27 protein-coding genes are annotated in these 25,570 nt (G+C 60.7%); 3 read left to right on the top strand and 24 right to left on the bottom strand.

Translation table 11 applies throughout. From position 1 onward, the window contains the following. Nucleotides 1–64: 64 nt before the first annotated feature. The 4 genes from dgoD to BLU01_RS21620 form a co-directional block, all read right to left on the bottom strand. Complete coding sequence (gene dgoD, locus BLU01_RS21635) at nt 65–1,213, bottom strand: galactonate dehydratase (RefSeq protein WP_092279320.1); 1,149 nt, start codon at nt 1,211–1,213, stop codon at nt 65–67. Nucleotides 1,214–1,274: 61 nt separating this feature from the next. Next, the gene (locus tag BLU01_RS21630; RefSeq protein ID WP_092279318.1) at nt 1,275–1,895 is read right to left on the bottom strand and encodes a 2-dehydro-3-deoxy-6-phosphogalactonate aldolase; all 621 of its coding nucleotides are present in this window, start codon (nt 1,893–1,895) and stop codon (nt 1,275–1,277) included. Between the two features lie 19 nt (nt 1,896–1,914). Further along, nucleotides 1,915–2,907 (bottom strand): 2-dehydro-3-deoxygalactonokinase, encoded by a 993-nt coding sequence (locus BLU01_RS21625; RefSeq protein ID WP_092279316.1) that lies wholly within the window; start codon nt 2,905–2,907, stop codon nt 1,915–1,917. Between the two features lie 216 nt (nt 2,908–3,123). Beyond that, nucleotides 3,124–3,603: a GNAT family N-acetyltransferase gene (locus tag BLU01_RS21620; RefSeq protein ID WP_092279314.1), complete on the bottom strand. Its 480-nt coding sequence runs from the start codon at nt 3,601–3,603 to the stop codon at nt 3,124–3,126. A 212-nt stretch (nt 3,604–3,815) separates the two neighbouring features. Between BLU01_RS21620 and BLU01_RS21615 the strand changes: the two genes are divergently transcribed. The 3 genes from BLU01_RS21615 to BLU01_RS21605 all read left to right on the top strand — a co-directional run bounded on the left by BLU01_RS21615 (nt 3,816) and on the right by BLU01_RS21605 (nt 5,257). Further along, nucleotides 3,816–4,469 carry an HD domain-containing protein gene (locus BLU01_RS21615; RefSeq protein ID WP_092279312.1) on the top strand — a complete coding sequence of 218 codons (654 nt, stop codon included), beginning with the start codon at nt 3,816–3,818 and terminating at the stop codon, nt 4,467–4,469. A 110-nt stretch (nt 4,470–4,579) separates the two neighbouring features. Then, nucleotides 4,580–4,915 carry a hypothetical protein gene (locus BLU01_RS21610; protein ID WP_092279310.1) on the top strand — a complete coding sequence of 112 codons (336 nt, stop codon included), beginning with the start codon at nt 4,580–4,582 and terminating at the stop codon, nt 4,913–4,915. Nucleotides 4,916–5,002: 87 nt separating this feature from the next. Then, nucleotides 5,003–5,257: a hypothetical protein gene (locus BLU01_RS21605; protein WP_092279308.1), complete on the top strand. Its 255-nt coding sequence runs from the start codon at nt 5,003–5,005 to the stop codon at nt 5,255–5,257. Between the two features lie 191 nt (nt 5,258–5,448). Here the strand turns inward: BLU01_RS21605 and BLU01_RS21600 are convergent, their stop codons facing one another. The 20 genes from BLU01_RS21600 to mltG all read right to left on the bottom strand — a co-directional run bounded on the left by BLU01_RS21600 (nt 5,449) and on the right by mltG (nt 25,569). Then, complete coding sequence (locus BLU01_RS21600) at nt 5,449–6,432, bottom strand: DUF3829 domain-containing protein (RefSeq protein ID WP_231987097.1); 984 nt, start codon at nt 6,430–6,432, stop codon at nt 5,449–5,451. A 274-nt stretch (nt 6,433–6,706) separates the two neighbouring features. Next, entirely contained in the window at nt 6,707–7,636 is a 930-nt protein-coding gene (locus tag BLU01_RS21595; RefSeq protein WP_092279306.1) for a PfkB family carbohydrate kinase, read from the bottom strand. Continuing rightward, nucleotides 7,629–9,095 carry a purine-cytosine permease family protein gene (locus BLU01_RS21590; protein WP_092279304.1) on the bottom strand — a complete coding sequence of 489 codons (1,467 nt, stop codon included), beginning with the start codon at nt 9,093–9,095 and terminating at the stop codon, nt 7,629–7,631. Before BLU01_RS21590 ends, BLU01_RS21595 begins: the two co-directional genes overlap by 8 nt. A 212-nt stretch (nt 9,096–9,307) precedes the next feature. Then, nucleotides 9,308–10,306, bottom strand: coding sequence for an ADP-ribosylglycohydrolase family protein (locus BLU01_RS21585; RefSeq protein ID WP_092279302.1), 999 nt, complete (start codon nt 10,304–10,306; stop codon nt 9,308–9,310). Further along, nucleotides 10,303–11,016 carry a GntR family transcriptional regulator gene (locus tag BLU01_RS21580; protein ID WP_092279300.1) on the bottom strand — a complete coding sequence of 238 codons (714 nt, stop codon included), beginning with the start codon at nt 11,014–11,016 and terminating at the stop codon, nt 10,303–10,305. The genes BLU01_RS21585 and BLU01_RS21580 overlap by 4 nt, the downstream gene beginning before the upstream one ends. Before the next feature lie 384 nt (nt 11,017–11,400). After that, entirely contained in the window at nt 11,401–12,369 is a 969-nt protein-coding gene (araH, locus tag BLU01_RS21575) for an L-arabinose ABC transporter permease AraH (RefSeq protein WP_092281686.1), read from the bottom strand. A 12-nt stretch (nt 12,370–12,381) separates the two neighbouring features. After that, complete coding sequence (gene araG / locus BLU01_RS21570; RefSeq protein ID WP_092279298.1) at nt 12,382–13,932, bottom strand: L-arabinose ABC transporter ATP-binding protein AraG; 1,551 nt, start codon at nt 13,930–13,932, stop codon at nt 12,382–12,384. Between the two features lie 64 nt (nt 13,933–13,996). After that, complete coding sequence (locus tag BLU01_RS21565; RefSeq protein WP_092279296.1) at nt 13,997–15,001, bottom strand: substrate-binding domain-containing protein; 1,005 nt, start codon at nt 14,999–15,001, stop codon at nt 13,997–13,999. Nucleotides 15,002–15,129: 128 nt separating this feature from the next. After that, the gene (locus BLU01_RS21560; protein WP_092279294.1) at nt 15,130–15,948 is read right to left on the bottom strand and encodes an SDR family oxidoreductase; all 819 of its coding nucleotides are present in this window, start codon (nt 15,946–15,948) and stop codon (nt 15,130–15,132) included. 239 nt (nt 15,949–16,187) lie between these two features. Then, nucleotides 16,188–17,063 (bottom strand): SMP-30/gluconolactonase/LRE family protein, encoded by an 876-nt coding sequence (locus tag BLU01_RS21555; protein WP_092279292.1) that lies wholly within the window; start codon nt 17,061–17,063, stop codon nt 16,188–16,190. A 123-nt stretch (nt 17,064–17,186) separates the two neighbouring features. Beyond that, the gene (locus BLU01_RS21550; RefSeq protein ID WP_092279290.1) at nt 17,187–17,903 is read right to left on the bottom strand and encodes a FadR/GntR family transcriptional regulator; all 717 of its coding nucleotides are present in this window, start codon (nt 17,901–17,903) and stop codon (nt 17,187–17,189) included. Nucleotides 17,904–18,048: 145 nt separating this feature from the next. Continuing rightward, entirely contained in the window at nt 18,049–18,609 is a 561-nt protein-coding gene (locus BLU01_RS21545; RefSeq protein ID WP_092279288.1) for a DUF1285 domain-containing protein, read from the bottom strand. Between the two features lie 12 nt (nt 18,610–18,621). Further along, the gene (locus tag BLU01_RS21540) at nt 18,622–19,227 is read right to left on the bottom strand and encodes a DUF4823 domain-containing protein (RefSeq protein WP_092279286.1); all 606 of its coding nucleotides are present in this window, start codon (nt 19,225–19,227) and stop codon (nt 18,622–18,624) included. 191 nt (nt 19,228–19,418) lie between these two features. After that, a complete protein-coding gene (locus tag BLU01_RS21535) occupies nt 19,419–20,387 on the bottom strand; it encodes a GTP 3',8-cyclase MoaA (protein WP_092279284.1) in 969 nt (322 codons plus the stop codon). Nucleotides 20,388–20,527: 140 nt separating this feature from the next. Continuing rightward, nucleotides 20,528–21,166 carry a TetR/AcrR family transcriptional regulator gene (locus tag BLU01_RS21530; RefSeq protein ID WP_008152317.1) on the bottom strand — a complete coding sequence of 213 codons (639 nt, stop codon included), beginning with the start codon at nt 21,164–21,166 and terminating at the stop codon, nt 20,528–20,530. A gap of 343 nt (nt 21,167–21,509) precedes the next feature. Next, nucleotides 21,510–22,295 carry a TatD family hydrolase gene (locus BLU01_RS21525; RefSeq protein WP_092279282.1) on the bottom strand — a complete coding sequence of 262 codons (786 nt, stop codon included), beginning with the start codon at nt 22,293–22,295 and terminating at the stop codon, nt 21,510–21,512. Between the two features lie 14 nt (nt 22,296–22,309). Then, on the bottom strand, nt 22,310–22,666 hold the full coding sequence (locus BLU01_RS21520) for a PilZ domain-containing protein (RefSeq protein ID WP_092279280.1): 357 nt from the start codon (nt 22,664–22,666) through the stop codon (nt 22,310–22,312). A 42-nt stretch (nt 22,667–22,708) separates the two neighbouring features. After that, on the bottom strand, nt 22,709–23,695 hold the full coding sequence (locus tag BLU01_RS21515) for a DNA polymerase III subunit delta' (protein ID WP_092279278.1): 987 nt from the start codon (nt 23,693–23,695) through the stop codon (nt 22,709–22,711). Next, on the bottom strand, nt 23,688–24,320 hold the full coding sequence (gene tmk, locus BLU01_RS21510) for a dTMP kinase (RefSeq protein ID WP_092279276.1): 633 nt from the start codon (nt 24,318–24,320) through the stop codon (nt 23,688–23,690). Before tmk ends, BLU01_RS21515 begins: the two co-directional genes overlap by 8 nt. A gap of 19 nt (nt 24,321–24,339) precedes the next feature. Further along, nucleotides 24,340–25,569 (bottom strand): endolytic transglycosylase MltG, encoded by a 1,230-nt coding sequence (mltG, locus tag BLU01_RS21505; RefSeq protein ID WP_092279274.1) that lies wholly within the window; start codon nt 25,567–25,569, stop codon nt 24,340–24,342. Nucleotide 25,570: the final 1 nt, after the last annotated feature.

Below are 25,570 nucleotides of genomic sequence, written 5' to 3'. Positions count from 1 at the left end.
ACCGAGGAGTCAACTTCGCGGGCAAGCCTCGCTCCTACAGGGGTGGTGTTGGGTCAGACAGAACTCACCACTCGGCAAAGCTGCCATCGGCATGGCGCCAGATCGGGTTGCGCCAGCGGTGGCCGACGGCTGCACGTTCGATCACGTATTCCTCGTTGATCTCGATGCCCAAACCCGGTCCGTTGGGAATCTTCACGAAGCCTTTGTCGTAATCGAACACCCGCGGATCTTTCACGTAATCGAGCAGGTCATTGCTCTCGTTGTAGTGAATGCCCAGGCTCTGTTCTTGAATGAACGCGTTGTAGCAAACCGCGTCCAGTTGCAGGCACGCCGCCAGCGCAATCGGGCCCAGCGGGCAGTGCAGCGCCAGCGCCACGTCGTAGGCTTCGGCCATGTTGGCAATCTTGCGGGTTTCGGTGATGCCGCCAGCGTGCGACGCATCGGGCTGGATGATGTCGACGTAACCTTCGCTCAGCACACGCTTGAAATCCCAGCGCGAGAACAACCGCTCGCCCAAGGCAATCGGCGTGCTGGTCAGCGGCGCCAGTTCTTTCAGCGCTTCGTAGTTTTCGCTGAGCACCGGCTCTTCGATGAACATCAATTTGTACGGGTCGAGTTCCTTCATCAGCACCTTGGCCATGGGTTTGTGCACCCGGCCATGGAAGTCGACGCCGATGCCGACGTTCGGCCCGACCGCGTCACGCACGGCAGCGACGTTGGCCAACGCGAGGTCGACTTTCTCGAAGGAATCAAGGAATTGCAGCTCTTCGGTGCCGTTCATTTTCACCGCAGTGAAACCACGCTCGACCGCTTCCTTGGCCGCGCGCGCCGTGTCGGCTGGGCGGTCGCCGCCAATCCACGAATACACGCGAATCTTGTCGCGCACCTGGCCCCCGAGCAGGTCGCTGACCGATACACCCAACGCCTTGCCCTTGATGTCCCACAACGCCTGATCGATGCCGGCCAGTGCGCTCATGTGGATCGCGCCGCCACGGTAGAAACCGCCGCGATAGAGCACAGTCCAGATGTCTTCGATGTTGCGTGGGTCTTTGCCGATCAGGTAGTCGGACAATTCCTCGACGGCAGCCGCGACGGTGTGGGCGCGGCCCTCGACCACGGGCTCGCCCCAACCGATCACGCCTTCGTCGGTTTCGATCTTGAGGAAGCACCAGCGCGGCGGGACGATGAAGGTCGTGAGTTTGGTGATTTTCATCTCTGCTCTCTTTTGTAAATGCAGCTTTTATTAGAGGTAGCGCGCTCGGCGCCAAAACTTCTCAGCTCAGGGCTTTCCATGCCGCGACGTAGGCCTTGGCATTGGCCGCCACTTGCTCGGCGGTCATGCCCGGTTTGAACAATCCTGATCCGAGGCCGAAGCCTTTGACCCCGGCGTCGATAAACACCTGCATGTTGTCCGGCGTGATGCCGCCAACCGGCGCCAGAATGGTCCCGGCCGGCAGCACCGCGAGCCAGGCCTTCACAACGGCGGGGCCCATTTGTTCGGCGGGGAACATCTTCAACACGTCCGCACCTTCGGCCAACGCGGCGAAGGCTTCGGTCGGCGTCGCCACACCCGGCGACAGGAACAGCCCGGCAGCTTTCGCCGCGCGCAACACCTTGGGATCGCTGTGCGGCATGACGATCACTTGGCCGCCCGCCGCTTTCACTTGCTCGACTTGCTCCGGCGTCAGCACCGTGCCCGCGCCGATCAGGCAATCGGCGGGCAATGTACTGCGCAGGATGCGGATACTTTCGTACGGCTCAGGGGAATTGAGCGGCACTTCAATGACGCGAAATCCGGCGGCATACAGGACCTCGCCGATAGCGGCCGCTTCTTCAGGGCGCAGGCCGCGCAAAATTGCGATCAGGCCGTTTTGCGCCAGGGCTTGCTTGAGCATCTCAGACCTCCAGTCAGGTTTAACGCGATGGGGTGTTTTTGATCAGTCCGGCCGCGACCGCCAACTGCCACAACCCCCGTTCGGTGGCTTGTTCGGCCAGCGTCACGCGGGCGAAACCACAGGCATCGAGGGCACGGCTGTAGCGAGCACAGAGTTGGGAGTTGCCAATCAGGATGATCGACGGCAGATGCACGCTGTTGCGCCGGCGCCGTTGCACGTTGGCCAGCGCCGACAGTTCATGGCCGATCAACAGCCCGGACAGGTAATCCGCTTGCGCGGTGGCACTGAGTTCACCGGTCAGGCCCAGGCTGCGCGCGCTGAACAGCGTCGACAAAGGGCCGATCTCGCCGTCCGCCGACAACGCCACTTGCACGCCGCGATCAAACGCAACGCCGTCGAACGAGGCGCCCTGTTGCTGGGTGCGCCCGAGAATGCTGTGTTCGCTGAGCACGGCAAAGATTTCGCCGGTCATGAACGTGTCGAAATGCACGATGCAGCCGTCGGCGACTTCCACCCATTTCGAGTGACTGCCCGGCAGGCCGATCAACAAGTCGTTGCCCGCCTCGACCGGCAAGCTCTGCAACACACCGAGGACCTGGGTTTCTTCGCCGCGCATCACATTCGGCAGACGCGAACGCTGAATCACGCCCGGCACGATGTGCACATCGATACCGCGAAGACTGCGAACCGTTTGTAGGGAATTTCCGAGATTGGCGACGTTCGCCGGCGTGTCGCCGTAGGCCGCTTCACGCCAACCCTGGGCGCTGCCGACCATGCCACAGGCAATCACCGGCAAATCGGCTTGAGCGTCGAGCCAATCACCGCAAGCCTCGTCGAAGGCCAGTTCAAAACCGTCAGCGCATTGCCGACCGTTGATGATTCGCGGCGTGCGTGGCAACTGCATGATCCCGGACGACAGCGACCGCTGTTCCAGCACCTGGCCACCCGCACCGAGTTTGTAAGCACGTAATGAGGTTGTCCCCCAATCGAGCGCGATCAATTGCGCCAGCATCGCTTCACCTGTTCTGTTTATTGGCAGTGAGTGAGCCGGACTATAAACCCTCTAAGGATGAAATCTCAATATGTAATTAACGCTCCCATATAGTGGGACGAAGGCAAAAAAATCGCAGCGCGGTGTATCTCCTCAGGAATGTGCAGATCCTCAGGAATGACCGAACGCTGCGACTGGGTAACCGTGCATCGCCAACCTTGGGTAGATTCGCGCAGATTAACCCTCGGCAAACTCGCGCAACACCGCGCCATCCATCCGATACCGCACCCACTCTTCCTGCGGTTGCGCACCGAGGGATTTGTAGAACTCGATCGCCGGTTTGTTCCAGTCCAGCACGCTCCACTCGAAGCGCCCGCAGTCATTGGCGCAGGCGATTTTTGCGAGGTGGCGCAGCAGAGTCTTGCCGGCGCCGCCGCCACGTTGCTCGGGGGTGATGTAGAGGTCTTCGAGGTACAGGCAGTTGCTGCCGAGCCAGGTCGAGTAACTGAAGAAAAACACCGCGAAGCCGATTGGCATGCCATCGCGCAGGCAGATCAGCCCGTGGGCGGTGGCGCCTTCGCTGAACAGGCTGCGCTGGATGTCGGCGACGCTGGCGATGACTTCGTGGCGGGCACGTTCGTAGTCGGCCAGCTCAGTGATGAAACCGAGAATTTGCGGTGCATCGCTGGGGGTCGCCGGGCGGATTTCGATCGTCATGGACGTGCCTTGTCTGCAGAGGAAAACGCCATATTAAGTCGCCGATCAAGCTGTGGCGAGGGAGCTGGCTGCCGTCAGTTGCGCAGCAGCCGTATGATGGGCAGCGCCGTGGCCAGTGAAATACCACGTTGCATAAAACCGGTCGCCTTGTGCGACTCAGCGCGAGCAAGCTCGCTCGCTGTCAATGCGCTTTCAATTCCGGAAAGGATTTCATGACTGACACCGCTTTCGCCCCACTGCAATCGCTTGCCGACACGCTGCTGCCCCACGCGCTGGAACCCGGCGAGGACGGCGCACATGACTTGTCGCACTTGCAGCGCGTGTGGCACAACGTGCGCCTTATTCAGGCGCAGGAAGGTGGGGATTTGCCGGTGATGCTCGCCGCGACGTTGCTGCATGACTGCGTGGCGGTCGAGAAGAATTCGCCGCTGCGCTCCCAGGCTTCCCGGCTGGCGGCGGAGAAAGCCAGCGCCCTGCTCACCTCGCTGGATTGGCCAGCCGCCGAGGTCAGCGCGGTCAACCATGCCATCGAAGCGCACAGCTTTTCCGCCAACATCACGCCGACCACCCTCGAAGCAAAAATCGTCCAGGATGCCGACCGCCTCGACTCACTCGGCATGCTTGGCGTGGCCAGAACGTTCTACACCGCCGGGCGCATGGGCAGCGCGCTGTACGACCCCTTCGACCCCGAGGCCAAGGCAAGGGACTACGACGACAAGCGCTTTTGCCTCGATCATTTCCAGACAAAACTGCTGCACCTGGCGGACGGTTTCCAGACGCCCACCGGGCAACATCTGGCGCAGCTTCGGCACCAGCGACTCAAGGGTTTCATGGAGTTGTTCAAGGAAGAAATCGGCGTTGCCTGAGGCTGTTTTCAGCGCGCGCCCAACCTACCGTTCGTCGCTCATCAGGCACCAATCGAAAACCGCGGCGGACCAATATCAGGTAAGGACTCGAATAATTAGGAGACGACACCATGATCATGTCCAGGCTGACTACTCTCGCTCTCGCTGCTCTGCTGTCCACCGGCGCGTTCGCCGCCACCGCTACTTCCGGCACCGGCCCGACCGACCCGGTCGAGAAACCCAAGGCTCCTGCGCTGCAAACTGCGCCAGGCTTGAACACTGACGGCTCCGGCGTTGACAGCAGCATGCCACCTGCCACGGGCACCGACCCGCGTCTGAAAGGCAACGACACTGGCCGCCAGGGCGGAGCAGGCATGCCGGAGACCGGTGCATCCGATAATGCCGGCACCGGCACCAGCTCGAAAACCACCACCGGTGGTTCGGGCTCGGAAGGTGCGGGCAAATAGTTCGCCGACGCGAGCGCCGCAACACTTGATTCACATCCACACCCTGTTTTATAGCCACACCCTATCCACATCCATGAAGAGGTATCCATGAACGTTGATAAAAACCTGGAAAAAGAAGTATTGACCCGCCTGCTGCACGCTCACCCAAGTGGTTTGGGCAAGGAGGTTCTGGACAATTACCGGGGGGAAAAAGTCGTGGCCAGCGCCCTCGCCGCCCTGCAGGATCGCGGGCTGATCCACCACGGCCATGTCACGTGCAATGAGGCCGGCGAACATTCGCTGAACCTGCCGATCAAGTTGAGTGCTGCGGGCGTCGAAGCGGCGCGCAAGCTGGACAGCTAAATCGCTTGATCCAGAATCGCAGTCCCGCGGGGCTGCGATTTTTTTGTAGGTTTTGATGGCCCCTTCGCGGGCAAGCCTCGCTCCTACAGAGATCGTGCGACATGCGGATTGCATAACGCACAACCCCTGTAGCAGCGAGGCTTGCCCGCGAAGGCGTCAGGCCTGACAGCTCGTAACTAAAGGTTTAACCCTCAGCACAGCGGGTAATTAAACCGGTCGATCACTTTCGAATACTTACCGTTGTAGCGCATCGCCGCATCACGAATAGTCGAATGCGTCATGCGCGCCATCTGGGTTTCTTCGCCCTTGTACTTGCCATCCTTGACGTCTTTGATCAGCGAACGCGACTGGCCGATGAAATCGTTGATTTCCATCATGCCGCCGCTGCAGCTCTTGCCGGACTTGGCCGACTGCTCGGTGATTTTCTTGTTCCAGCCGTCAGCGGTTTCAGCCACTTGCGCCAGGGACTTCTCGAAAGCCTCCAGAGCCTTGGCGTCGTTCGGTGCGGCGAACAACTCGCTGGCATCGGAGCTGTTGACCTTGCCGTAGTAGATCATCCCGGCGCGGTAGTACTCGGCGCTGTCCTTCGGCGCTTTTTCGAACGCTTCCTTGGTCAGTGCCTGATCACGATCGCCCAAGCCTTTGTAGAACGCCTGTTCCTTCTCCGCGACCACGGTCAGCGCCGCCAGGTAATCCTTGCTCAACGCACGCGCCTTGTCGCCGTTGTCAGCCAGGTAGCCCTTGGAGTCGGCGTAGTTGTTCAGCTCATGGCTCAACGGCGACAAGGTTTTCAGCGCAGCGGAGAAGTCTTTGGCAGCGGCATCGATTTCCACAATCGGGGTGTCGATGGCCAGCGCGGTATCGAGGTTTTTCGCCGAGCGATCAACCCAGATGTCGTTCTCGATTCGCATCGACGTCGGCGCTTCCTTGCCTTCCAGCAGCGGCATTTGCCCGGTCAGGTAGTTTTCCTGCGCTTCGGAGAACGACGTGGTCAGGCTGTTAGCCACTTCGACGTACAGATTGTACTTTTCGATTTGCAGCTGCTCGGCGGCGCTTTGGCCAGGCTCGGCACTGGCGGTCGCTTCGGGCTTTTTATCTCCGCAACCGGCAAGCAACACCGAAGCGGCGACCAGCGTCGCGGCAAACATCATCCGGAAATTCACTTTCTGTTCCATAAAAACTTCTCTTCCATAAAAAAACGCGGCGGGCCATGCATGGCTTGCCGGGGTGGTATTTAGGGGCTAAAGGGGGGCTTACGGGGGAGGATTGCAACGGGGACTCGCTCCTTGAGTGTAAGAAATGGCCTGACAGGTTGTCAGACGCGTCCCCATCCTGGGGGCGCGTATTGTGCGAATTTTCCTACGGGATAGCAAATGGCCTCGATCCAGATCTGGCCCACGCGCACCGCAAATCCCTGTAGGAGCAAGGCTTGCCCGCGAAGGCGTGCGCTCAGTCGGCGCCCGCCTCGCGGATCAGCGCATCCACCTCAACCGAACCCGGCGCCGTCGCCGGCCCCCAGCGCGTCACGGCCAGCGCCGCAGCCGCATTCGCCCGGCGTGCCGCTTCGAGCGCCGGCAGACCTTGCGCCAATCCGGCGACAAACACCCCGGCGTGCGCATCCCCGGCGCCATTGCTGTCCACCGCTTCAACCTTGAACCCTGGCACATGCTGACGTTCGCCACTTTGACTGATCCAGCAACCCTGCGGCCCATCGCGCACTACCATCAACACTTCGGCCGGCAGATGCTGCGCCAGGCGCGTCAATGCTTCGGCAATGTCCGATGCGCCGGTAAAACGCAGGGCCTCGACAGTGTTGCTGGTCCACAGATCAATGCGCGGCAGCAGCGCATTCATCAGCGGCTCATCTGGCGAAGCCACCAGCGGGCCCGGATCAAAAATCACCTTGATCGCCTTCGGCAAGCTCAGCACCCAATCGACCAACGCCTGCGCCTTGCCGACGTGCAGCAAGCTATAGCCGCTGACATACACGTAATCCCCCGCCTCGGCGGCAACACCGGCCAGATCCTCAGCGTTCAGCTCGCCCTCGGCGCCGATGTAGGAAATGAAACTGCGTTCCGCCGACGCATCAGTGACCGCGACGCACAGACCGGTGTCGCGCTCGGCTTTCGCGGCGATGCCGATCTGAATGCCTTCAGCCTGCATCGCCTCGCGCGCCAGATCGCCAAAACGCCCGGTGCCATGCCGGCCGAGGTAGACCACCGGCAAACCATTACGCTGCGCGGCGGCCATCACATTAAAACCGCCACCGGCCTCGAAACTGGCGGATTGCGCCAACACATCGCCGCCGGCCTGGGGCAATTTATCCACGGCCATGACCAGATCGATGATGACCTGGCCGGTGTGCAACAGTTTAGGCATGAGCATTCTCGTTCAGTGCAGCGCGACGATCCCTGGCCCCGCCGAGTACAAAATAGATCCCGCCGGCGACCAAAAACGTCACCACCCAGCCGAGGCCGTTATGCCCCAGCCACGAGTCGGACAGGACGCCGCGGAACCAGATATTTTCAGCGGTGGTGCCAATGGTGGTGAAACTGAAACCCAGCACAATTGCCACCGCCCACGCGCCGAACGCCCGCCACTCGACGCCGCCGCGATACCAATAAGCGCTGCTCGGGCTGACGTCCAGCAAGTCGGTCGGGCTGTAGTAATGACGGTGAATCAGGTCAACGACGAAGATCCCGACCCACGCGGTGATCGGCACCGCCAGCAGGGAAATGAAGGTAATGAACGGGCCGTAGAAGCTGTCGGCGATCAGCATGAAGTAAATCGAACCGGCGAAAATCGCGACGATATCGACCACCACCGCGTACACGCGCGGCACCTTCAAGCCAAGGGTCAGCGTGGTCAGGCCGGCCGAGTACACCGACAGGTTGTTCGACAGCAGCAACCCGCCGAACGCGGTGATCAGGTACGGCACGGCCATCCAGGTCGGCAGCATGTCGCGGATCGCGATGATCGGGTCAGTGGCTTGCGCCAAGTCGCTGTTGCCGACCGACAGTAAACCGCCGAGGGTGATCAGCAACACCAGCGGAATCCCCGCGCCGAACGCCGCCGAAGCGACCAGGCGCATGGCTTTGACGCTTTTATGCTGGTAGCGCGACATGTCTGCGCCAGCATTCGCCCAACCGATGCCAGTGCCGGCGGCCATGGTGCCGACGCCGATGATCATCGCGCTCAGTGGCGCCGGGGTGGCGTTGAACACCGCGCTCCAGTCGATGGTCGCGCAGAGAAAACCACCGACCAGAATGTTCAGCGCGCCGAACACGTAAGTCGCCCACTTCTGGATCACCAGCAGCGTCGCGTGGCCGAGGCCGGAGACGGACAAGGTCAGCAACACGAAGATCGCGATGAAGATCAGCGTCAGCACCGGCGCGCTTTTCGCCTGTACCGGCGAGCCGAACAGGATCGAGCACAGCGACAGCAACACGAACGCGGCGGTGGTGGTGTTGACGGTTTCCCAACCGAGGCGCGACATCAGCGAAACCACGGTCGGGCCGATGTTGCCGCGCACGCCGAAGATAGCGCGCGATAGGGTCAGGCTCGGCGCGCGGCCACGTCGGCCAGCGATGGAGATGATCCCGACCACGGTGAACGAGCCGGCGGCGCCGAGGATCGCGACGATGATCGCCTGCCAGATCGCCAAGCCGCGAAACGCGACCAGGGTGGCGCCCAGCGGCAAGCCGAGAATCGAGATGTTGGCGGCAAACCAGACCCAGAACAGTTGCAGCGGATGCCCGTTGCACTCACTTTCGGGCACCGGTTCGATGCCGCGGGTTTCCAGTTGCCCGGCGCTTTGCCCGGCGTTGGTTGAACTCATGAAGGATGCTCCTGTTGCCATTTTTGTGGTTGTAGGCATTTTCGAAGACGCGATGACATCCCGGCCGTCCGGGCCGAATGGGTGCGTTCCGTTGCGGGTGAAAATTCAGGTAGGCGGTGCGGCTATCGCGAGCAGGCTCACTCCTACAGGGGATTTGTGTCGTTTGCAGATCCAGTGTGGGAGCGAGCTTGCTCGCGATGAGGCCCGCCCAGTCAACGCAAGGCCAACAGCCCCTGCACCAACGGTTGCAGCTCCAGGCCATTGACGCTTTTGACCTTGTCGATCAACGCCACCGGCCAGCTCTCCAGACCCAGGCAGGCCCCGAGCATGGCGCCGAGAATCGCTGCGATGGTGTCCGTGTCGCCGCCCAGGCTGGCGGCCATGCACAGCGCTTCAAACGCATTCATTTCCCCGATCGCCACTTGCTGCGCCAGCGCGAACGAGACCACCACCGATTCCTGCGAAGCCACCGAAGTGCCGATCACGTCGTAGAGCAAATCGGCGAGCAAGGCTTTGTCGCTGTCGATGCTGATGGTCCGCGCCCAACTGATCCGCGAGGCAATTTTGCCGCCCGCGACCCAGTGCCCGTGGCTTTCCGCTTGTTGGGCGATTTGCATGCCCAGGTTCAACGCCTCGCCGAGGTCCATGCCGTTGACGCCGGCCGACACCACCGCCGCCACCGCCGCCGCGCTGGAAATCCCCAGCGTGGTGTTGTGCGTGACTTGGCAGGCCTGTACCACGGCTTGAATGAAGCGTTGCGGATCGGCGACATCCGCCGCGATGCCGACCGGGGTAATGCGCATCGCCGCGCCGTTGGTGGTGCCGTAGCGCCCGGATTCTTCCGGCGAATGGCCGGCGAGAATCATCTCGATTGCGCGTTTGGTCGAAGGCCCGAGCAGATCCTGCGAGCCCTTGGCCTGCATCTCGGCCTCCCATTCGATCAGGCGTTGCGCGAGCACAGCCGGTTCGATCCGGCCCTCGCCTTCGATCAGCAACTGACCGACCAGGATCGCCTGTTCGGTGTCATCGGTGATCGAGCCTTTGGGCATATTGGCGGCGATCGGTTGGTCGGGGCCGGCATCTTCCAGGTCGGTGATTTCGCCGAACCGCGCCTGGATCTCGGCACGGCTCAGCGATTGCGTGGGCATGCCGAGGGCGTCGCCCAACGCCAAACCATAGAAAGCGCCCAAGGCACGATTGAGCGCAGTCATTTTGATTCTCCAAATTGCAGGTGCAGGCGGAAGTGCACCGGGTCGAGCAAGCTTTCGACCTGTTCCATGAACCGGCCCTGACGGTCATACGTGGTGCGCAGGGCTTTGAGAAATACTGTGCCGGGCGCGCGACCGAGCAGTTCGGCGTCGTCGGCGCTCAGCGGTTCGGCGCCGATCCACTGATCGCCGCGTTCGCCGATGTAGCCGTAGGCGGCCAGGGTAATGGTCAGTGAGTTGTCGATCAGGCCGACGCGCGGCAGGCTTTCCAGGGTGCCGGTGGCGGGAATCAACGAGCGTTCGAGCGACACCAGCGTGCCATCATTGGCGCGGCGCCGGCGGTCGAGGGTGATGAATTTTTCGGTGCCGAAGCGCGGCAGCAAGTCAGGACGATCGACCGCTTCGAGCCGCAGCACTTCGGTGTTGACCAGCGCCCCGCTGTCCGCCAGCGCTTGCGCCCAACCGCTGTGCTGATCGAGCACCACGCCATCGAAAGTGACGATCGAGCCGACCCCGCTTTGCGTGGCGATGTAATTGCGCCGTTTCAGTTCGGCCAGCGCTTCACGCAGCGTGCCTCGGCTCACCTGGAATTCTTGAGCCAATTGATGCTCGCCGGGCAACAGGAAACCGTCCTCCATGAGGCCGCTTTCGATGCGCCGGATAAGCTCGTCGACCACCCGTTGTTTCTTGTCAAATCGGACCTGTCTAATCATGTACAAGGTGATAACCGAAACAGGGCCGGACGAGCAAGAGATATTTCAGAGAGGTGACAGGAGGTGGCTTTCAATCTGCGGGGAGTCAGGTAAATCCACCCCTCACCCCAACCCTCTCCCCAAGGGGTAGAGGGGGCTGACCGAGGTGTTTGATGGATTTACTGCGACCTGAAAGTTCGAGCCGAATTCAGGATTTGAAAGCGATGAAGATCTGCTCCCTTCCCCCTCTCCCCAAGGGGTAGAGGGGGCTGACCGAGGTATTTGAAGGATTTACTGCGACCTGAAAGTCCGAGTCGAATTCAAGATTTGAAAGCGATGAAGATCTGCTCCCTTTCCCCCTCTCCCCTATGGGGAGAGGGTTGGGGTGAGGGGTGGCTCTTGATCTCAGCGTTGTTTCAGTCGGTCAATCACCACCGCCAGCAACAGAATCGAACCGCGAATCACGTACTGATAAAACGTATCGATGTTCTTCAGGTTCATCGCGTTTTCGATAATCGCCAGAATGAGCACCCCGGCAATCACGTGCCGAATCATCCCGATCCCGCCGCTCAGCGACACGCCGCCCAGCACGCAAGCCGAGATCACCGTCAGCTCAAAACCCTGGCCGATCATCGGCTGCCCGGAAGTCATGCGCGACGCGAGGATCACCCCGGCCAGCGCACCGATCAAACCGTGCACGGCGAAGATGATGATCTTGGTGCGGTCGACATTGACCCCGGCCAGCAGCGCCGCTTCCTGATTGCCGCCGATGGCCATGGTGTTGCGCCCGTAAGTCGTGTAGTTCAGCAACCAGCCGAAAAACAGAAAGCAGACGATGGTGATCAGGATTGGAACCGGCACGCCGAACAACTGGCCGTTGCCGAACACGAAGAACTGCTCCTGCGACACGCCGACTGCTTTGCCGTTGGCAAAAATATAGGCCAGGCCGCGGACGATCTGCATCGTCGCCAACGTCGTGATCAGCGCGTTCACGCGCAATTTGGCGATGACGATGCCGTTGATCAACCCGACGATCAGGCCCATCAACAGCGCAGCCCCGACGCCAAGGAACACGCTGTCGGTGTCACGCATCACCACCGCCGCGACCACGCCGGCGCAGGCAATCACCGAACCCACCGACAAGTCGAAATGCCCGGACGCCAGGCAATACAACATGGTGCACGCGGCGATGCCGGTGGTGGAAATCGCCAGGCCCAGACCGCGCATGTTCAGCGGCGAAAGGAAGTTATCGATCAGCAACGTACAGGCCACGAAGATGCCGATGGCCGCCAGCAGCATGACCCAATCGTCGAGGAAACGGCGCATGTCCAGGGGTTTACGCTCGGTTGGCAGCGCGTTGTTTTGGGTTGTCATCATAGTCACCTCTCAGTTCGCCACGCCGTCAGCGCGTTGGCGCGGCAAAGCCAGTTGCAGCAGGTTGGATTCATTGGCCTCGTCGCGGGACAGTTCGCCGCGCATCGCGCCTTCGCACAGCACCAGGATGCGGTCGGAAATGCCCATGACTTCCATCAAGTCGCTGGACACCACAATCACCGCGATGCCGCTGGCGGCGAGGTTGTGGATGATCTGGTAAATCTCGGCTTTGGCGCCGATATCGATGCCGCGCGTGGGTTCGTCGAGCAGCAGGACTTTCATCGGCATCGACAACCAGCGACCGAGAATGGCCTTCTGCTGATTGCCGCCGGACAGGTACATGATTTTCTGCGCCGCGCTCGGTGTTTTCACTTTCAGCGCGGCGATCTGCTTGTCGGCGTTGCCCTTTTCCCACAAGCCGCGCAACAGGCAACCGAAGGTCGAATGCGCGCCGCGCGCACTGATGTTGATGTTCTCGGCGACGCTGGAGAGCGGCATGATGCCCTCCTTCTTGCGATCTTCCGGGCACAGCAGAATTCCCGCGGCAATCGCATCGCGAGGCGAGCGCAACTTCAGTTCGTGGCCGCGCAATTCCAGGCGTCCGCCAGTGTTGCGGGTCAGGCCGCTGAGCATGCGAAACAGCTCGGTGCGCCCTGCCCCGACCAAACCGAACAACCCGAGAATCTCGCCTTTGTGCACCTCGAAACTCACCGGCTCACGCAGGCCTGGGCCGAGTAGACCTTCGACTTTCAGCGCCACGGCGCCGCGTTGGCGCGGGCGGTAATCGTAGATGTCCTGAATGTCGCGACCGACCATGCAGGTGACCAACTGGTCGTGGGTCAGCTCGCTCATGTTGTCGAACGTGCGCACGAAACGGCCGTCCTTGAACACCGTCACCGCGTTGCAGATGCGGAACACTTCTTCCATGCGATGCGAGACGTAAAGCACCACTTTGCCCTCATCGCGCAGACGCCCGATGATCGCCATCAAACGATCAATCTCACGCGCCGAGAGGCTGCTGGTCGGTTCGTCGAACGCGATCACATGCGCGCCACGCGACAACGCCTTGGCGATTTCGACCAATTGGCGCTGGCCGAGCGACAGGCGCCCGACCTTCTCTTGCGGATCGATTTCGTCGGCCAGACCTTTCAGGCAATTCAACGCTTGCTGGCGCAGTGTGCCGCGATTGATCAGGCCGAAACTGGCGGGCAGATGGCCGAGAAATAGGTTCTCGGCGACCGTCATTTCCGGCACCAGATGCAGCTCCTGGTGAATCACCGCGACGCCGCTGGCGATGCTGTCGGCGGTGGACTTGAAGGCCATCGTCTGTTCGCCGACCTGCAGGTTGCCGCTGCTCGGGATGTACGCACCGCCGAGGATTTTCAACAATGTCGATTTGCCGGCGCCGTTTTCGCCCATCAAGGCATGCACTTGCCCCGGATGCGCGACGAAGCTGATGCCGTCGAGCGCCTTCACCCCGGGAAAAGTCTTGCCGATCCCGTTGAAGCGCAAGCTGCCGCCGATGTGTTCTTGTTGTTCTTGTCGTTGTGTTTGCGCTTGCATAACCACCTCATCACACAAATCAGGCAGCCCCGTCGCCAGGGCCGCCGATGAAATCAACCGGCCTTCAGTTCCACAGGCCGATTTTTTCCAATTCCTGCTTGAAGTTGTCGCGAGTGATCAGCGTCACGTCGTCCATGGCGGTGTATTTCGGCGGCTCTTTGCCGGTGGTGACCCACTCGTACATCATCACGGCGGTGTTGTAGCCCTCGATGTGCGGGCTCGGCAGCATCGAGCCGAAGAAGCCGCTGTTAGGCTTTTTCAGTTCGCCGATGGCGTCAGTGCCATTGATGCCGATGCCGATCACGTTGGCCGCCGTGAACCCGGCGCTTTCGGTGGCGCGCACGCCGCCCAGCACGGTGTTGTCGTTCATGCCGCCGATGATCAGGTTTTTCGCCGCGCCCGGCAGTTTCACCAACGCCGAGTTGGTGGCGTCCATGCTGCCCGGTACGTCGAGGGTTTTCTGCGCGGCGTAGAGAATGTGGTCTTTCGGGAAGCCTGCGTCTTCGAGGGCTTTGACCGAACCGTCGGTGCGTTTTTTGCCGGTGTCGAGTTCGTTGAAGGTGTTGATGACGGCGTAGGTTTCTTTCCAGTCCCAGTTGCGTTTTTTCGCTTCGGTGACCATCGCCGCGCCCTGCTTCTGGCCGACTTCGAATGCGGCCATGCCGAGGTATGGCACGTCTTCCATGAATTTGCCGCTGGCATCGACAAAGCGGTCATCGACGGCGATCACTTTCAAGCCGTTGGCTTTGGCCTTGGCAACGATCGCCGGGCCGAGGCCGACGTCTGGCGGGCAGATGACGAAGCCTTTGGCGCCGTTGGCCGCGAGGCTGTCGATGGCGGAGAGGGTTTTTTCGCCATCAGGCACGGCGATCTTGATCACGGTGAAGCCCTTGTCCTTGCCGGCCTTTTCGGCGAAGGCCCATTCGGTCTGGAACCAGGGCTCTTCAGCCTGTTTGACCAGAAACCCGATCTTCACTTCTTCGGCCGCCAGCAGCGTACTGCTCAGGCTGACCGCGGTAACCGCCAGAGCGGCACAGCACAGGGAACGGATCCCACGACGACGATTCATAAGCTGACTCCTTGTTATTTTTTTTGAGCGTTATTTGAAAATCGGTACAGCGGTCAAAACATGTAGCAAATAGTCATATCGTATGATGATTGGATTTCAGACGGAGCTTTGCGCCTGATCGCGTCTGTTCAGTCGTGATACATGACCGAACGACCACCATCGATGGTGATGCACGAGGCATTGATGAACGGCGCTTCATCGCTGGCCAGGAACACCGCTGTCATCGCCACTTCCATCGGTTGCCCGATACGCCGTGGCGGGTGCAAATCAAAGGCGCGCTGACGCTCGGCGTGCGGGTCGGCGAAACCGTTCCAGTAATCGACATTGAGTTGGGTTTCGATGTAGCCCGGCGCGATGGCGTTGACGCGAATGCCCTGCGGCGCGTATTCGATGCCGAGCGCGCGGGTCAGGCCGAGCAAGCCGTGTTTGGCCACCGGGTACGGGAAGCAGCCGGGAATGATGTGGCTGGAATGGGTCGAGGCAATATTGATAATGCTGCCGACGCCCTGCTCGATCATTTGTGGCAGCACGGCTTTGCAGCCAAACCAGGCGCCGTCGAGATCGATGGCGAAGCAGCGACGCCAATCCTCCTCGGTCATTTGCAACGGATCGCGGAACACGTTGACCCCGGCGCAGTTGACCAGCACGTCGATGCGCCCGTGACGCTCGACGGCCAGCCTGGCCATGGCGTGCAAGTCTGGCTGGCTGGACACGTCAGCGCTGATCGCCTGCACGTCAAAACCCTGCTGGCACCAATGCGCGGCGACCTGCTCGACTTTGTCGGCCTGAATATCGCTGATGATCAGCCTGGCTTGCTGCGACGCGAAGGCGCCGACGATGGCTTCGCCGATGCCTTGAGCGGCGCCGGTAAGCAGCACGACTTTATCTTTCAGCCGTTCGCCCCGCAGCGGTGCTGGCACCGGCGGCAAGCTGAGCGCCTCAGCCATGGTGGACGACTGCCGTTTGCAGGCACGACAAATTTTGCACGCACGACAAAACGCGGACATCTAACGATGCCCGGTCGCAAAACTGTTCTGAAAATCGCTGCATCACTTCACCTGTTTTGTTTTTTTAAGTGTGAGTGCGTGTAACTGATTTGAAGTAGAGCTGGTCAACAATGGAGCCGACTATAAACCCGACCGCCAAATAATCTCAATATATAATTTTACATCCCATATTTTGGGATTTAGCCAGCAAACCTCGTACAGACTTTTCCCGGTACATCGACGCGCAGCGCTAACAGCGCGCCATCCAGAGGATGATCGAGCGGGCTGGCAGCGCTGGTGACGTACAGGGTTTGCAGGTCTTCGCCGCCAAAAACGCAACTGGTCGGGCGGCTGACCGGCAATTCGATCACCCGATCAACCAGCCCTTGCGGACTGATCCTCAGCAGGCAACTGCCGTCCCACCGCGCATTCCACAGATAACCTTGTGCATCCATCGCCGAACCGTCCGGGCCGCCGCGCTCGTGCGTGCCGAACCAGTGCCGGCCCGGTTCGAGGCTGCCATCGCTGCGAATGAAATGCTGATACAGCGTGGCGTCGAGGCTGTCGGCGAAGTGCAGCCGGGTTTCGTCGTCGCTCCACAACAAGGTGTTGGGAATGCCCAAGCCGCGCAGCAACGGCGTGACCCGCGCATCGCGGTCGATGCGGAACAGGCCGCCGGAGCGGCGTTCGATCGGCAAGTCTTCACCGTTCTCGCCGATGTTGTTTTGCATGGTCCCGAGCCAGAGCCGGCCTTGTGCGTCGCAACGGGCTTCGTTGGGGCGATTGCCGGGTTGCGGGTCGGCGACGCAGAGCAAGGTCAGGCGCGGTTCGAGGCCCGGGGAATCAAGGTCGAGGCGATAGACGCCGCTGCTCAGGGTCACCAGCGCATCGCCGCTTTCGCACGGGATGAACGCGGACACGTGCTCGGGCATTTGCCAGATCTGCACGTTGGCGCCGATCAGGCGCAAGGCTTGCTTGCCGGCGATGTCGACCCAGTACAGCGCCTGCGTCGGCACATCCCAGAACGGGCCTTCGCCGAGCTGGGCGCGGTGTTCGGTAACGGCAGTCCAACTCATGGAAATTCCTTCGCTGTTCATGTGGGAGCGGGCTTGCTCGCGATGGCGGTGTAACAGGCAAATTTGATATTGAATGTCACGGCCCAATCGCGAGCAAGCTCGCTCCCACAAGGTTCTTTGGTGTCAGCTGGCCTTTTTGTCGGCCATGACTTGCGGGTAGAAACGTTTGATCGCCAAATCTGCGTTGTCGATCAGGGTCATGCAGGCCCACACACCCCGCGCGGCATCCCGGGCGGCGATGGCGTCGGCCATGTCTTTATGGATAGGTAATGTGCGACGCAGTTCATCCGGATCGGCGGCGGAAACTTCAAACGACACCGCCAGCAGCGCGCCGAGGGCCGGGACCATTTGTTCGATGAATTGGTTGTGGCTGGCGGCGAGGATGCACTCGTGGAAGAGCTGGTCGGCGCGGTTGTAATCGGCGTCGCTGTCGACCGCCCGCTCCAGCGCGTTGTAGGCCTGAAGGATGGCTTGGACTTGTTCGACCGTGGCGCGCTCGCAGGCCCAGCGCACTGCCATTGGTTCGATGGTGCGGCGCAGGTCGAGCAAGTCGTCGACGAAGTTTTCCGGCAGGCCACTGCGCGACAGCCAGCCAACCACTTGCGGATCAAACAGGTTCCAGCGGCGCACCGGCAGCACCCGCGTGCCGACCTTCGGCCCGACTTCGAGCAGGCCTTTGGCGACCAGGGTTTTGATCGCTTCACGAATGACCGTGCGGCTGACCCCGAGCTGCTCGCCGAGGTCGGCCTCAACCTTGATGGTTTCGCCGGGCTTCACTTGGCCGGCCGCAATCCAGCAGCCTAGCCAATCGACCGTCGACGCGTGAAAGCTGCTGGACATGAAAACCTCAATGAGGAGACGGCCAAAAGCCGTTCGCGATGGAGGCTTACGCTAATCATCATACGATTGAGTGTCAAATTGAATTTTTAGCCCGACGCAAAAACAGTGTGGCAGCGAGCTTGCTCGCTCCCACATGTGGATTCACTCAGGGTTCGAGACCGATAGGGAAGAATTCGCCGCCACTCCACACGCCCAACCAGCGCTGGCCGTCGATTTCACGGCTTACCGCCAATTCGACCAACTGGTAGAAAACATTGCGGTGGATCAGCGCTTCGAGGTTGCTGCGCACATGCACGTAAGGCGCGGGCTCTTGGGTCAGCGGATCAGTCACCACGCGGATCGGGTGTTCAACGCCCGCCTCGGTGGTTTCGTCGACGTTGGTGGTGAAGCGCAACACCTGCGCTTCGCCCTCGCCTTCGACCTCGACGGCAATCGCCACAAACGGCGCGTCGTCGACTTTGATCCCGACTTTCTCGACCGGGGTGATCAGGAAATAATCATCGCCGTCGCGGCGAATGATGGTGGAGAACAGTTTGACCATCGGCTTGCGCCCGATCGGCGTGCCCAGGTAATACCAGGTGCCGTCGCGGGCGATGCGCATGTCGATGTCGCCGCAGAAGTCGGGGTTCCACAAGTGCACCGGCGGCAGGCCTTTGGTCTTGGGGATTTGCCCCAGCAGGTCGTTGGCTTTTTGCGGTTCACTCATGGCGTACTCCTTTTAGTGATCGCTGAGCCCCAACAGGCTGCGAGCGTATTGCTCCAGCGGCGGGCCCAGCAGGTCTTCTGGCTTGGTGTCGTGGAACGTCAGTAAACCGCCACGACTTTTGATGCGTGCAGTATCAATCAAATACTGGGTGCTGGTCTCGATCAACATGATCTGAATGATCCCGCTGTCGATGCCGAGGCGATCCACGGCTTCCTGGTCGAGCCATTCGTCCGAGTTGCCGATGCGGTCGTCAGCCTTGGCGAAGCGCGTGTACAGCAGGTAATGCGCGCCGACTGCGCGAGCTTCGCCCATCGCGGCGTCGAGGCCCTCGGGGGCACGCGCGCGGCGGACCATCGGGAAATATTCGATAAAACCGTTGAAGGCTTCTTCGGCGACCACGTTAGGTCGCGGGTAGGCGCTGCCCGGCGGCGCGAAAGCACCTTGGGCGATGTAAATGAACGAGTCCGGCTGAATGCGGAAGTTGTTCGCGCGCTGGCTGTTGCTGTGGTCCAGCAGCCCCGCGTCGCTCATGTGATAGCGAACACCTTCGCCCATGTCGCTGACATTCATGCAGCCACCAAGCGCCAAAACGGCCAGCAGCAAAACCAGGCTACGCATCCTATCCTCCAGAAGCCGGTGACGGAAAACCGGCGAATGGCGGTTGAATGCAGCTTCCGCGCCAGCTCGCCGGACTGCATTGATTCAGTGGTTTTTTAAATGACCGGAAGCTTGCTTTCGCGGGCAAGCCTCGCTCCTACAGGGGTGTGCATTTAACCTGTAGGAGCGAGGCTTGCCCGCGAATGGGCCTGTCAGCCGCCGATGATTTTCATGATGGTTGCGCCACCGGAGAATGCCACTTCCTGCTTGTCGCCCAAGGCTTTCACCAGCAAACGCTGCAACGCTGGCAGCGCTTGATGACGCGGTTTGTCCAGCAGATCGCCGACGTAGTGGCGATTGCTCGACGACAAGCAACCATGCAGCCAACCGGTGGACGACAGGCGCAACCGCGAACACGTGCGGCAGAACGGCACGCTTTCGTTGGCGATCACCCCGAAAAAACCATGCCCCGGAATCTCGTAGCGCACCGCTGTGGCATCGACCGGCGCATTGGCTTGCAGGTATTCATGCCGCTCGCCAATCAGGCTGAGCAGTTGCTGAAGGCTGACGAACTGTTGCAGGAAAGCATTGTTGTCGGTGGCCAAGTGGCCCATGCGCATCAGCTCGATAAAACGCAGCTCGTAGCCACGTTCCAGGCAGTAATCGAGCAACGGCATCACCTGATCGAGGTTCTGCCCGCGCAACGGCACCATGTTGACCTTGATCTTCATCCCGACGGCCGCAGCTTGCTGCATGCCATCGAGCACCGTCGCCAGATCGCCACCGCGCGCAATGCTGCGAAATGCGTTGGCGTCCAGCGTATCGAGGGAAACGTTGATGCGGCGGATCCCGGCATCGACCAGCAGCGGCAGTTTTTTTGCCAGCAGTTGACCATTGGTGGTCAGGCTGATGTCCTCAAGGCCCATCTTGCCGACGGCGGTCATGAACGCTTCGAGTTTGGGACTGACCAGCGGCTCGCCGCCAGTGATGCGCAAGCGCTCGATGCCAGCGGCTTCGATCAGATACGCGACGCCGCGCGCCATGGCCTCGGCCGACAGCTCATCCTGCGCAGCCACCAACCGCTTGCCGTTGGGCACGCAGTAGGTACAGGCGTAGTTGCAGGCTGAGGTCAGGCTGATCCGCAAATTGCGAAAACGCCTGCCTTGACGGTCAACGATCATGGATCACTCCGGCATGAGAAGATTCGGGACTGCTGAAACTTGACTCACAAATCAAGTTTTAGCAATCCCCAAGCCTGAGTATATTCCTGCGGTACTGCGCCTTGTAACGAAATATTGGCGCAATCAGCCGGCTGAATGGCTCAGCTGCTTGGCGTGTCGGTGTCACGCTTGCGCTTGTTGCCCATGCGCACGCCGATGTCCATCAGGAACTGGAAGAAGCCTTCCTGATCTTCCAGCACGTTGCTCCAGAACGGCGAGTGATACAGCGCAACCGCGCCGTGCACCAGCGCCCAGGACGCGCAGTAATGGAAATACGGCGGCACGTCTTCGAGCTTGCCTTCGCTGATTCGGCCCTTGATCAGCAGGGTCAGGCGTTCGAAGTTCGAGGCACGGATCTTGTGCAGCTCCTCGACCATCTCCGGCACCTGATTGCCCTTGACCACTTTTTCTTCGAGGCGATCGAACAGGCGATAACGTTGCGGATCGCGCATGCGGAATTCGAAGTAGGCCCGCGACAGCGCTTCCTTGTCCTTGTCGACGTCGGCCGAATGCAGCAGCTCGTTCAAATCGCGCTCGTAATCGAGCATCAGGCGCAGATAGATTTCGGCCTTGGATTTGAAGTGCTTGTAGATCGTGCCTTTGCCGATACCGACGGCATCAGCAATCATCTCGACGGTGACGCTGTCTTCACCCTGATCGAGGAACAGCTTGAGCGCGGTATCGAGAATTTCTTGCTCGCGGCGACGAAACTCACGGACCTTACGAGGTTCTTTATGCATAAGAAAAAGGTCTGTAGGGGTCAAAATTCGAAGCCGCGTATTATGCCTAACTTGCGCCAAAATGCACGGATCATCCGACCATATCTGTGTTTCTTGATGATTTCGCGCAGGCTCGGCCGTTGATGAGAACTCTTCCGAAGCGCGCGTATTCCAAATTTGTTTAAAAACCACGGCGGCTAAACTGGCGCCAGCTCAATACTGATCAATACTTGAACTGTCGGCGAGGCATCTCCCCCAAGTGCAGCGCCGATATTGGTACCAACGGACCGCGTACCTTTGTTTTACTCCTAATGGTCTTAACCCGGATTCACCCCCCAGAACCCGGGTTTTTTTTGTCTGCGATTCAGCCTTTCACATGCGCCAGCGGAAACAGCCGCTTGAAGTTTTCGGTGGTCTGTTCGGCAAATCGCTCGTAAGTCTCACCGCGCAGCATTGCGAGAAACTCTGCCACTTCCCGCACATATTGCGGCAGGTTCGGTTTGCCCCGATGCGGGATCGGCGCCAGGTACGGCGAGTCGGTTTCCACCAGCAAACGGTCGGCCGGCACTTTGCTGGCGACGTCGCGCAAGGCGTCGGCATTGCGGAAGGTGACAATCCCGGACAGGGAAATGTAATAACCCATGTCCAGCGCAGCCTTGGCCATGTCCCAGTCTTCGGTGAAGCAATGCAACACGCCGGCCTGCGGCAGAGCCGCTTCGCGCAACAGGCTCAAGGTATCGGCGCGGGCGCCACGGGTGTGGATGATCACCGGTTTGCCGGTCTGCTGCGCGGCTTGCAGGTGCAGACGGAAGGATTCCTGCTGCAACTCCGCCGCTTCCGGCTCGTAGTGATAATCAAGGCCGGTTTCGCCGATCGCCACTACACGCGGGTGGTTGAGTTCTTGCAGCAGCCAGTCGAGCGCAGGCGCGGCGCCGGGCTGCACGTCCAGCGGGTGCACGCCGACCGAGCAATAAACGTCGTCATAACGCTCGGCCAGGGCTTTGACGTCGGCGGCGTTGTCGACGCTGACGCCGATGCACAAAAAGTGCCCTACCCCGCGTTCACGGGCCGCATCCAGCGCAGCATCAAGGGAACCGTCGTGGGCGGCGAGGTCGAGGCGGTCAAGGTGACAATGGGAATCTACGAGCATAAAAGGGCGGCAACTTACATCGTATGAGTGGGACGGTCGGATTTGAGGGCCCCGGCCAGATGAGTTTCGATTCGACTGCGAGCGGTGTTGTCACCGTCGTTGAACTGCACGCCAACGCCGGCGGCGCGGTTGCCCTGGGCACCTTTGGGGGTGATCCAGGCGACTTTGCCGGCGACCGGAATCTTTTCCGCTTCGTCCATCAGGTTCAGCAACATGAACACCTCGTCGCCCAACTTGTAGCTTTTGTTGGTCGGGATGAACAGGCCGCCGTTCTTGATAAACGGCATGTAGGCGGCGTACAGCACCGACTTGTCCTTGATGGTCAGGGACAGGATGCCGTTGCGCGGTCCGGTATTGAGCGGTTCATTCATGCTGACCTCCACTGCTGATTCTCAGAGTCTAGTCACTTGCAATCACTTCTGACCGGGCAAAGACACCCATTGCACCAACAGCGCTTCCAGCAGCAACGCCGGGTTGAGGTTGGCTTTGCTCATGACTTTCTGCCGCTGGGCCAGAATCCAGTCCTGAATCGCCAGCACTTTGTTTTGTCCGGACTTCTGCGCCAGGTATTGAATGACCTTGCGCATATCGGTCAGGCCGAGGCCCTGCTCATCCTGGGTCAATTGATAACGCAGGATCAAGCTCGACCAATCGCAGAACCAATCGAACAACAGCAATTGCGGAATGCTTTTCCATTCCTCGGCCAATTGGCTCGGCGATTTCTGCTGCTTGAGCAACTGCTTCACGCCTTCGACCACCAGCCCGCGCTGTTCGCGCACGCCCTGTTTGTGCAGCTTCAGCGCGGCCAGCGGCGAACCGGCGGCCAGGGTCAGCAGTTCGACGCGTTCTTCCGGCGAGCAGTCCGGCAGCGCGGTGGCGAGCCATGCCAGGCTCATCGCCTCGCTCGGCAGCGGACAGGCTTGCTGCTGACAGCGACTCTTGATCGTCGGCAGCAGACGGCTGGTCTGGTGACTCACCAGCAGCAACACGGTATCGCCGGACGGCTCTTCAAGACTTTTCAGCAAGGCGTTGGCGGCGTTGACGTTCATCGACTCGACCGGCTCGATCAACACCACTTTGCGCCCGCCCATCTGCGCGGTCTGCACTACAAAACCAACCAGATCACGCACCTGGTCGACTTTGATCGCCTTGTCCGCCTCTTCCGGTTCGAGGATGTAATTGTCCGGGTGACTGCCGGCCTTGAGCAGCAGGCAGGATTTGCACTCGCCGCAGGCATTCGCGGCACTCGGACGCTGACACAGCAAATGCGCCATCAGCCGCTCAGCCAAGGCGCGTTTGCCGATCCCGGCCGGGCCGTGCAGCAAATAAGCGTGCGCGTGCTGCTTGCGTCCGGCCATTTGCTGCCAGAGCTCGTCCTGCCACGGATAGGCCTCAGCCACGGGTCAGCTCCAGCAAACGTGGGAGCAGCGCATCCAGCGACTGCTGGACTTGCGGCAACGCTTGCGCGGCATCGACCAGTACATAACGTGCCGGATCGGCTTCAGCGCGCTTGAGGAAGGCACTGCGCACTGCATCGAAAAACGCTCGACCTTCGAGTTCGAAGCGATCCAGCCGACCGCGTGCGCTGGCACGGGCGAGGCCGACTTCTACCGGCAGATCGAAAATCAGCGTCAGGTCCGGGCGCAAGTCGCCCTGGACGAAGGTTTCCAGGGTGGCGATGCGCTCCAGAGACAAACCGCGACCGCCGCCCTGGTAGGCGTAAGTCGAGTCGGTGAAACGATCGCACAACACCACCGCGCCGCGTGCCAGCGCCGGGCGAATCACCTCGGCCAGATGCTGGGCGCGGGCGGCAAATACCAGCAACAGTTCGGTGTCGGCGTTCATCACTTCGTCGACCGGCGCCAGCAGCACTTCACGAATGCGCTCGGCCAGCGGCGTGCCGCCTGGCTCGCGGGTCAGCAACACTTCGATACCAGCGGCGCGCAGGCGCTCGGCGAGGTATTCGCGGTTGGTGCTTTTGCCGGCGCCTTCCGGGCCTTCCAGGGTAATAAACAAGCCAGTCACAGGCAGTCCTTAGTCAGAGTCATTGCGTGCTTTGCGAAGCCGAGGCAGCCGGTTCCGGCGCAGATTCTTGCGCGGGTTCTGCCGAATTCACTGTGGGCGGGGTCGCAGGCTCAGGCGTCGGTTCCTGCGCCGGAACCTGCGGCGCACTTTCCGGCGCGGTGTTGGGCGACGCTGCAGGAATCGGCGTCTCGGCATCCGGCGTCACCGGCGCGCTCGCCGGGGCCGGGCTGGAGCGGTAATCGGCGCGACGCTTGATTTGAAACTCGCGGACCGCCGAGTTGTGCGCGTCCAGATCATCGGAGAACACGTGGCTGCCGTCACCGCGCGCGACAAAATACAAGCTGTTGCCAGCCACCGGATTCAGTGCGGCATGAATCGCCTCGCGGCCAACCATCGCAATCGGTGTCGGCGGCAAACCGGAAATCATGTAGGTGTTGTACGGCGTCGCTTCCTTGAGATGAGCGCGGGTCAGCTTGCCGTTGTAGCGGTCGCCGAGGCCGTAGATCACCGTCGGATCGGTCTGCAGCAACATGCCCATGGCCATCCGTCGCACGAACACCCCGGCAATCTGCCCGCGTTCTTGCGGCACGCCGGTTTCCTTCTCGACCAGCGACGCCATGATCAGCGCTTGATACGGCTCGGTGTACGGCACGTCGGCGGCGCGTTTTTCCCATTCCTTGGCGAGCACTTCGTCGAGGCGCTCATAGGCTTTGTTCAGCAGCTCGGCGTCGGTCATGCCGCGCACGAAACTGTAAGTGTCGGGGAAGAAGCGGCCCTCGGGGAAAATCCCGCTGTGACCGAGCTTGTCCATCACTTGCGTATCGTTCAGGCCGTTGAGGGTTTGCTTGAGTTTGTCGTCCTTGGCCAGGGCGGCGCGGACTTGGTGGAAGTTCCAGCCTTCAACCAGTGTCACGCTGTACTGCACGACTTCACCGCGCTTCCACAGATCGATCAGACCATCGACGGTCATCCCCGGCAACATGCGGTATTCGCCACTGTGGATCGGCGTTGCGGCCAGATTGAAGCGCCAATAGACGCGCAACCAGAAAGCGTCCTTGATGACGCCATCGGCTTCGAGTCGATAGAAGGTGCGGGTCGGTGTCGTGCCTTTGGGCACTTCCAGCAGTTCTTCCTGGGTGATGTTCAGCGGTTGTTGCAGCGCCGAATTGATTTTCCAGGCCGAAGCGCCAGCCAGCAGCCCTGCCAGAACCAGTCCGGTTTCCAGCAGCAGCAGAAATTTACGTCTCACG

The sequence above is a fragment of the Pseudomonas prosekii genome (assembly GCF_900105155.1).
In the GTDB taxonomy this organism is placed as follows: domain Bacteria; phylum Pseudomonadota; class Gammaproteobacteria; order Pseudomonadales; family Pseudomonadaceae; genus Aquipseudomonas; species Aquipseudomonas prosekii.
The sequence above is the reverse complement of the archived record's forward strand: the minus strand, read 5'-3'. Positions and strand labels throughout refer to the sequence as shown.

Bases quoted from the DNA above. Each gene is read 5' to 3' on its own strand.
- dgoD (WP_092279320.1), bottom strand. From the start codon at position 1,213: ATGAAAATCACCAAACTCACGACCTTCATCGTCCCGCCGCGCTGGTGC.
- BLU01_RS21625 (WP_092279316.1), bottom strand. From the start codon at position 2,907: ATGCTGGCGCAATTGATCGCGCTCGATTGGGGGACAACCTCATTACGT.
- BLU01_RS21610 (WP_092279310.1), top strand. From the start codon at position 4,580: ATGATCATGTCCAGGCTGACTACTCTCGCTCTCGCTGCTCTGCTGTCC.
- BLU01_RS21615 (WP_092279312.1), top strand. From the start codon at position 3,816: ATGACTGACACCGCTTTCGCCCCACTGCAATCGCTTGCCGACACGCTG.
- BLU01_RS21590 (WP_092279304.1), bottom strand. From the start codon at position 9,095: ATGAGTTCAACCAACGCCGGGCAAAGCGCCGGGCAACTGGAAACCCGC.
- BLU01_RS21600 (WP_231987097.1), bottom strand. From the start codon at position 6,432: ATGGAACAGAAAGTGAATTTCCGGATGATGTTTGCCGCGACGCTGGTC.
- BLU01_RS21585 (WP_092279302.1), bottom strand. From the start codon at position 10,306: ATGACTGCGCTCAATCGTGCCTTGGGCGCTTTCTATGGTTTGGCGTTG.
- BLU01_RS21565 (WP_092279296.1), bottom strand. From the start codon at position 15,001: ATGAATCGTCGTCGTGGGATCCGTTCCCTGTGCTGTGCCGCTCTGGCG.
- BLU01_RS21525 (WP_092279282.1), bottom strand. From the start codon at position 22,295: ATGCTCGTAGATTCCCATTGTCACCTTGACCGCCTCGACCTCGCCGCC.
- BLU01_RS21595 (WP_092279306.1), bottom strand. From the start codon at position 7,636: ATGCCTAAACTGTTGCACACCGGCCAGGTCATCATCGATCTGGTCATG.
- BLU01_RS21560 (WP_092279294.1), bottom strand. From the start codon at position 15,948: ATGGCTGAGGCGCTCAGCTTGCCGCCGGTGCCAGCACCGCTGCGGGGC.
- BLU01_RS21605 (WP_092279308.1), top strand. From the start codon at position 5,003: ATGAACGTTGATAAAAACCTGGAAAAAGAAGTATTGACCCGCCTGCTG.
- BLU01_RS21580 (WP_092279300.1), bottom strand. From the start codon at position 11,016: ATGATTAGACAGGTCCGATTTGACAAGAAACAACGGGTGGTCGACGAG.
- BLU01_RS21520 (WP_092279280.1), bottom strand. From the start codon at position 22,666: ATGAATGAACCGCTCAATACCGGACCGCGCAACGGCATCCTGTCCCTG.
- araG (WP_092279298.1), bottom strand. From the start codon at position 13,932: ATGCAAGCGCAAACACAACGACAAGAACAACAAGAACACATCGGCGGC.
- BLU01_RS21535 (WP_092279284.1), bottom strand. From the start codon at position 20,387: ATGATCGTTGACCGTCAAGGCAGGCGTTTTCGCAATTTGCGGATCAGC.
- BLU01_RS21630 (WP_092279318.1), bottom strand. From the start codon at position 1,895: ATGCTCAAGCAAGCCCTGGCGCAAAACGGCCTGATCGCAATTTTGCGC.
- BLU01_RS21545 (WP_092279288.1), bottom strand. From the start codon at position 18,609: ATGAGTGAACCGCAAAAAGCCAACGACCTGCTGGGGCAAATCCCCAAG.
- BLU01_RS21555 (WP_092279292.1), bottom strand. From the start codon at position 17,063: ATGAGTTGGACTGCCGTTACCGAACACCGCGCCCAGCTCGGCGAAGGC.
- BLU01_RS21530 (WP_008152317.1), bottom strand. From the start codon at position 21,166: ATGCATAAAGAACCTCGTAAGGTCCGTGAGTTTCGTCGCCGCGAGCAA.
- BLU01_RS21550 (WP_092279290.1), bottom strand. From the start codon at position 17,903: ATGTCCAGCAGCTTTCACGCGTCGACGGTCGATTGGCTAGGCTGCTGG.
- BLU01_RS21540 (WP_092279286.1), bottom strand. From the start codon at position 19,227: ATGCGTAGCCTGGTTTTGCTGCTGGCCGTTTTGGCGCTTGGTGGCTGC.
- araH (WP_092281686.1), bottom strand. From the start codon at position 12,369: ATGACAACCCAAAACAACGCGCTGCCAACCGAGCGTAAACCCCTGGAC.
- BLU01_RS21620 (WP_092279314.1), bottom strand. From the start codon at position 3,603: ATGACGATCGAAATCCGCCCGGCGACCCCCAGCGATGCACCGCAAATT.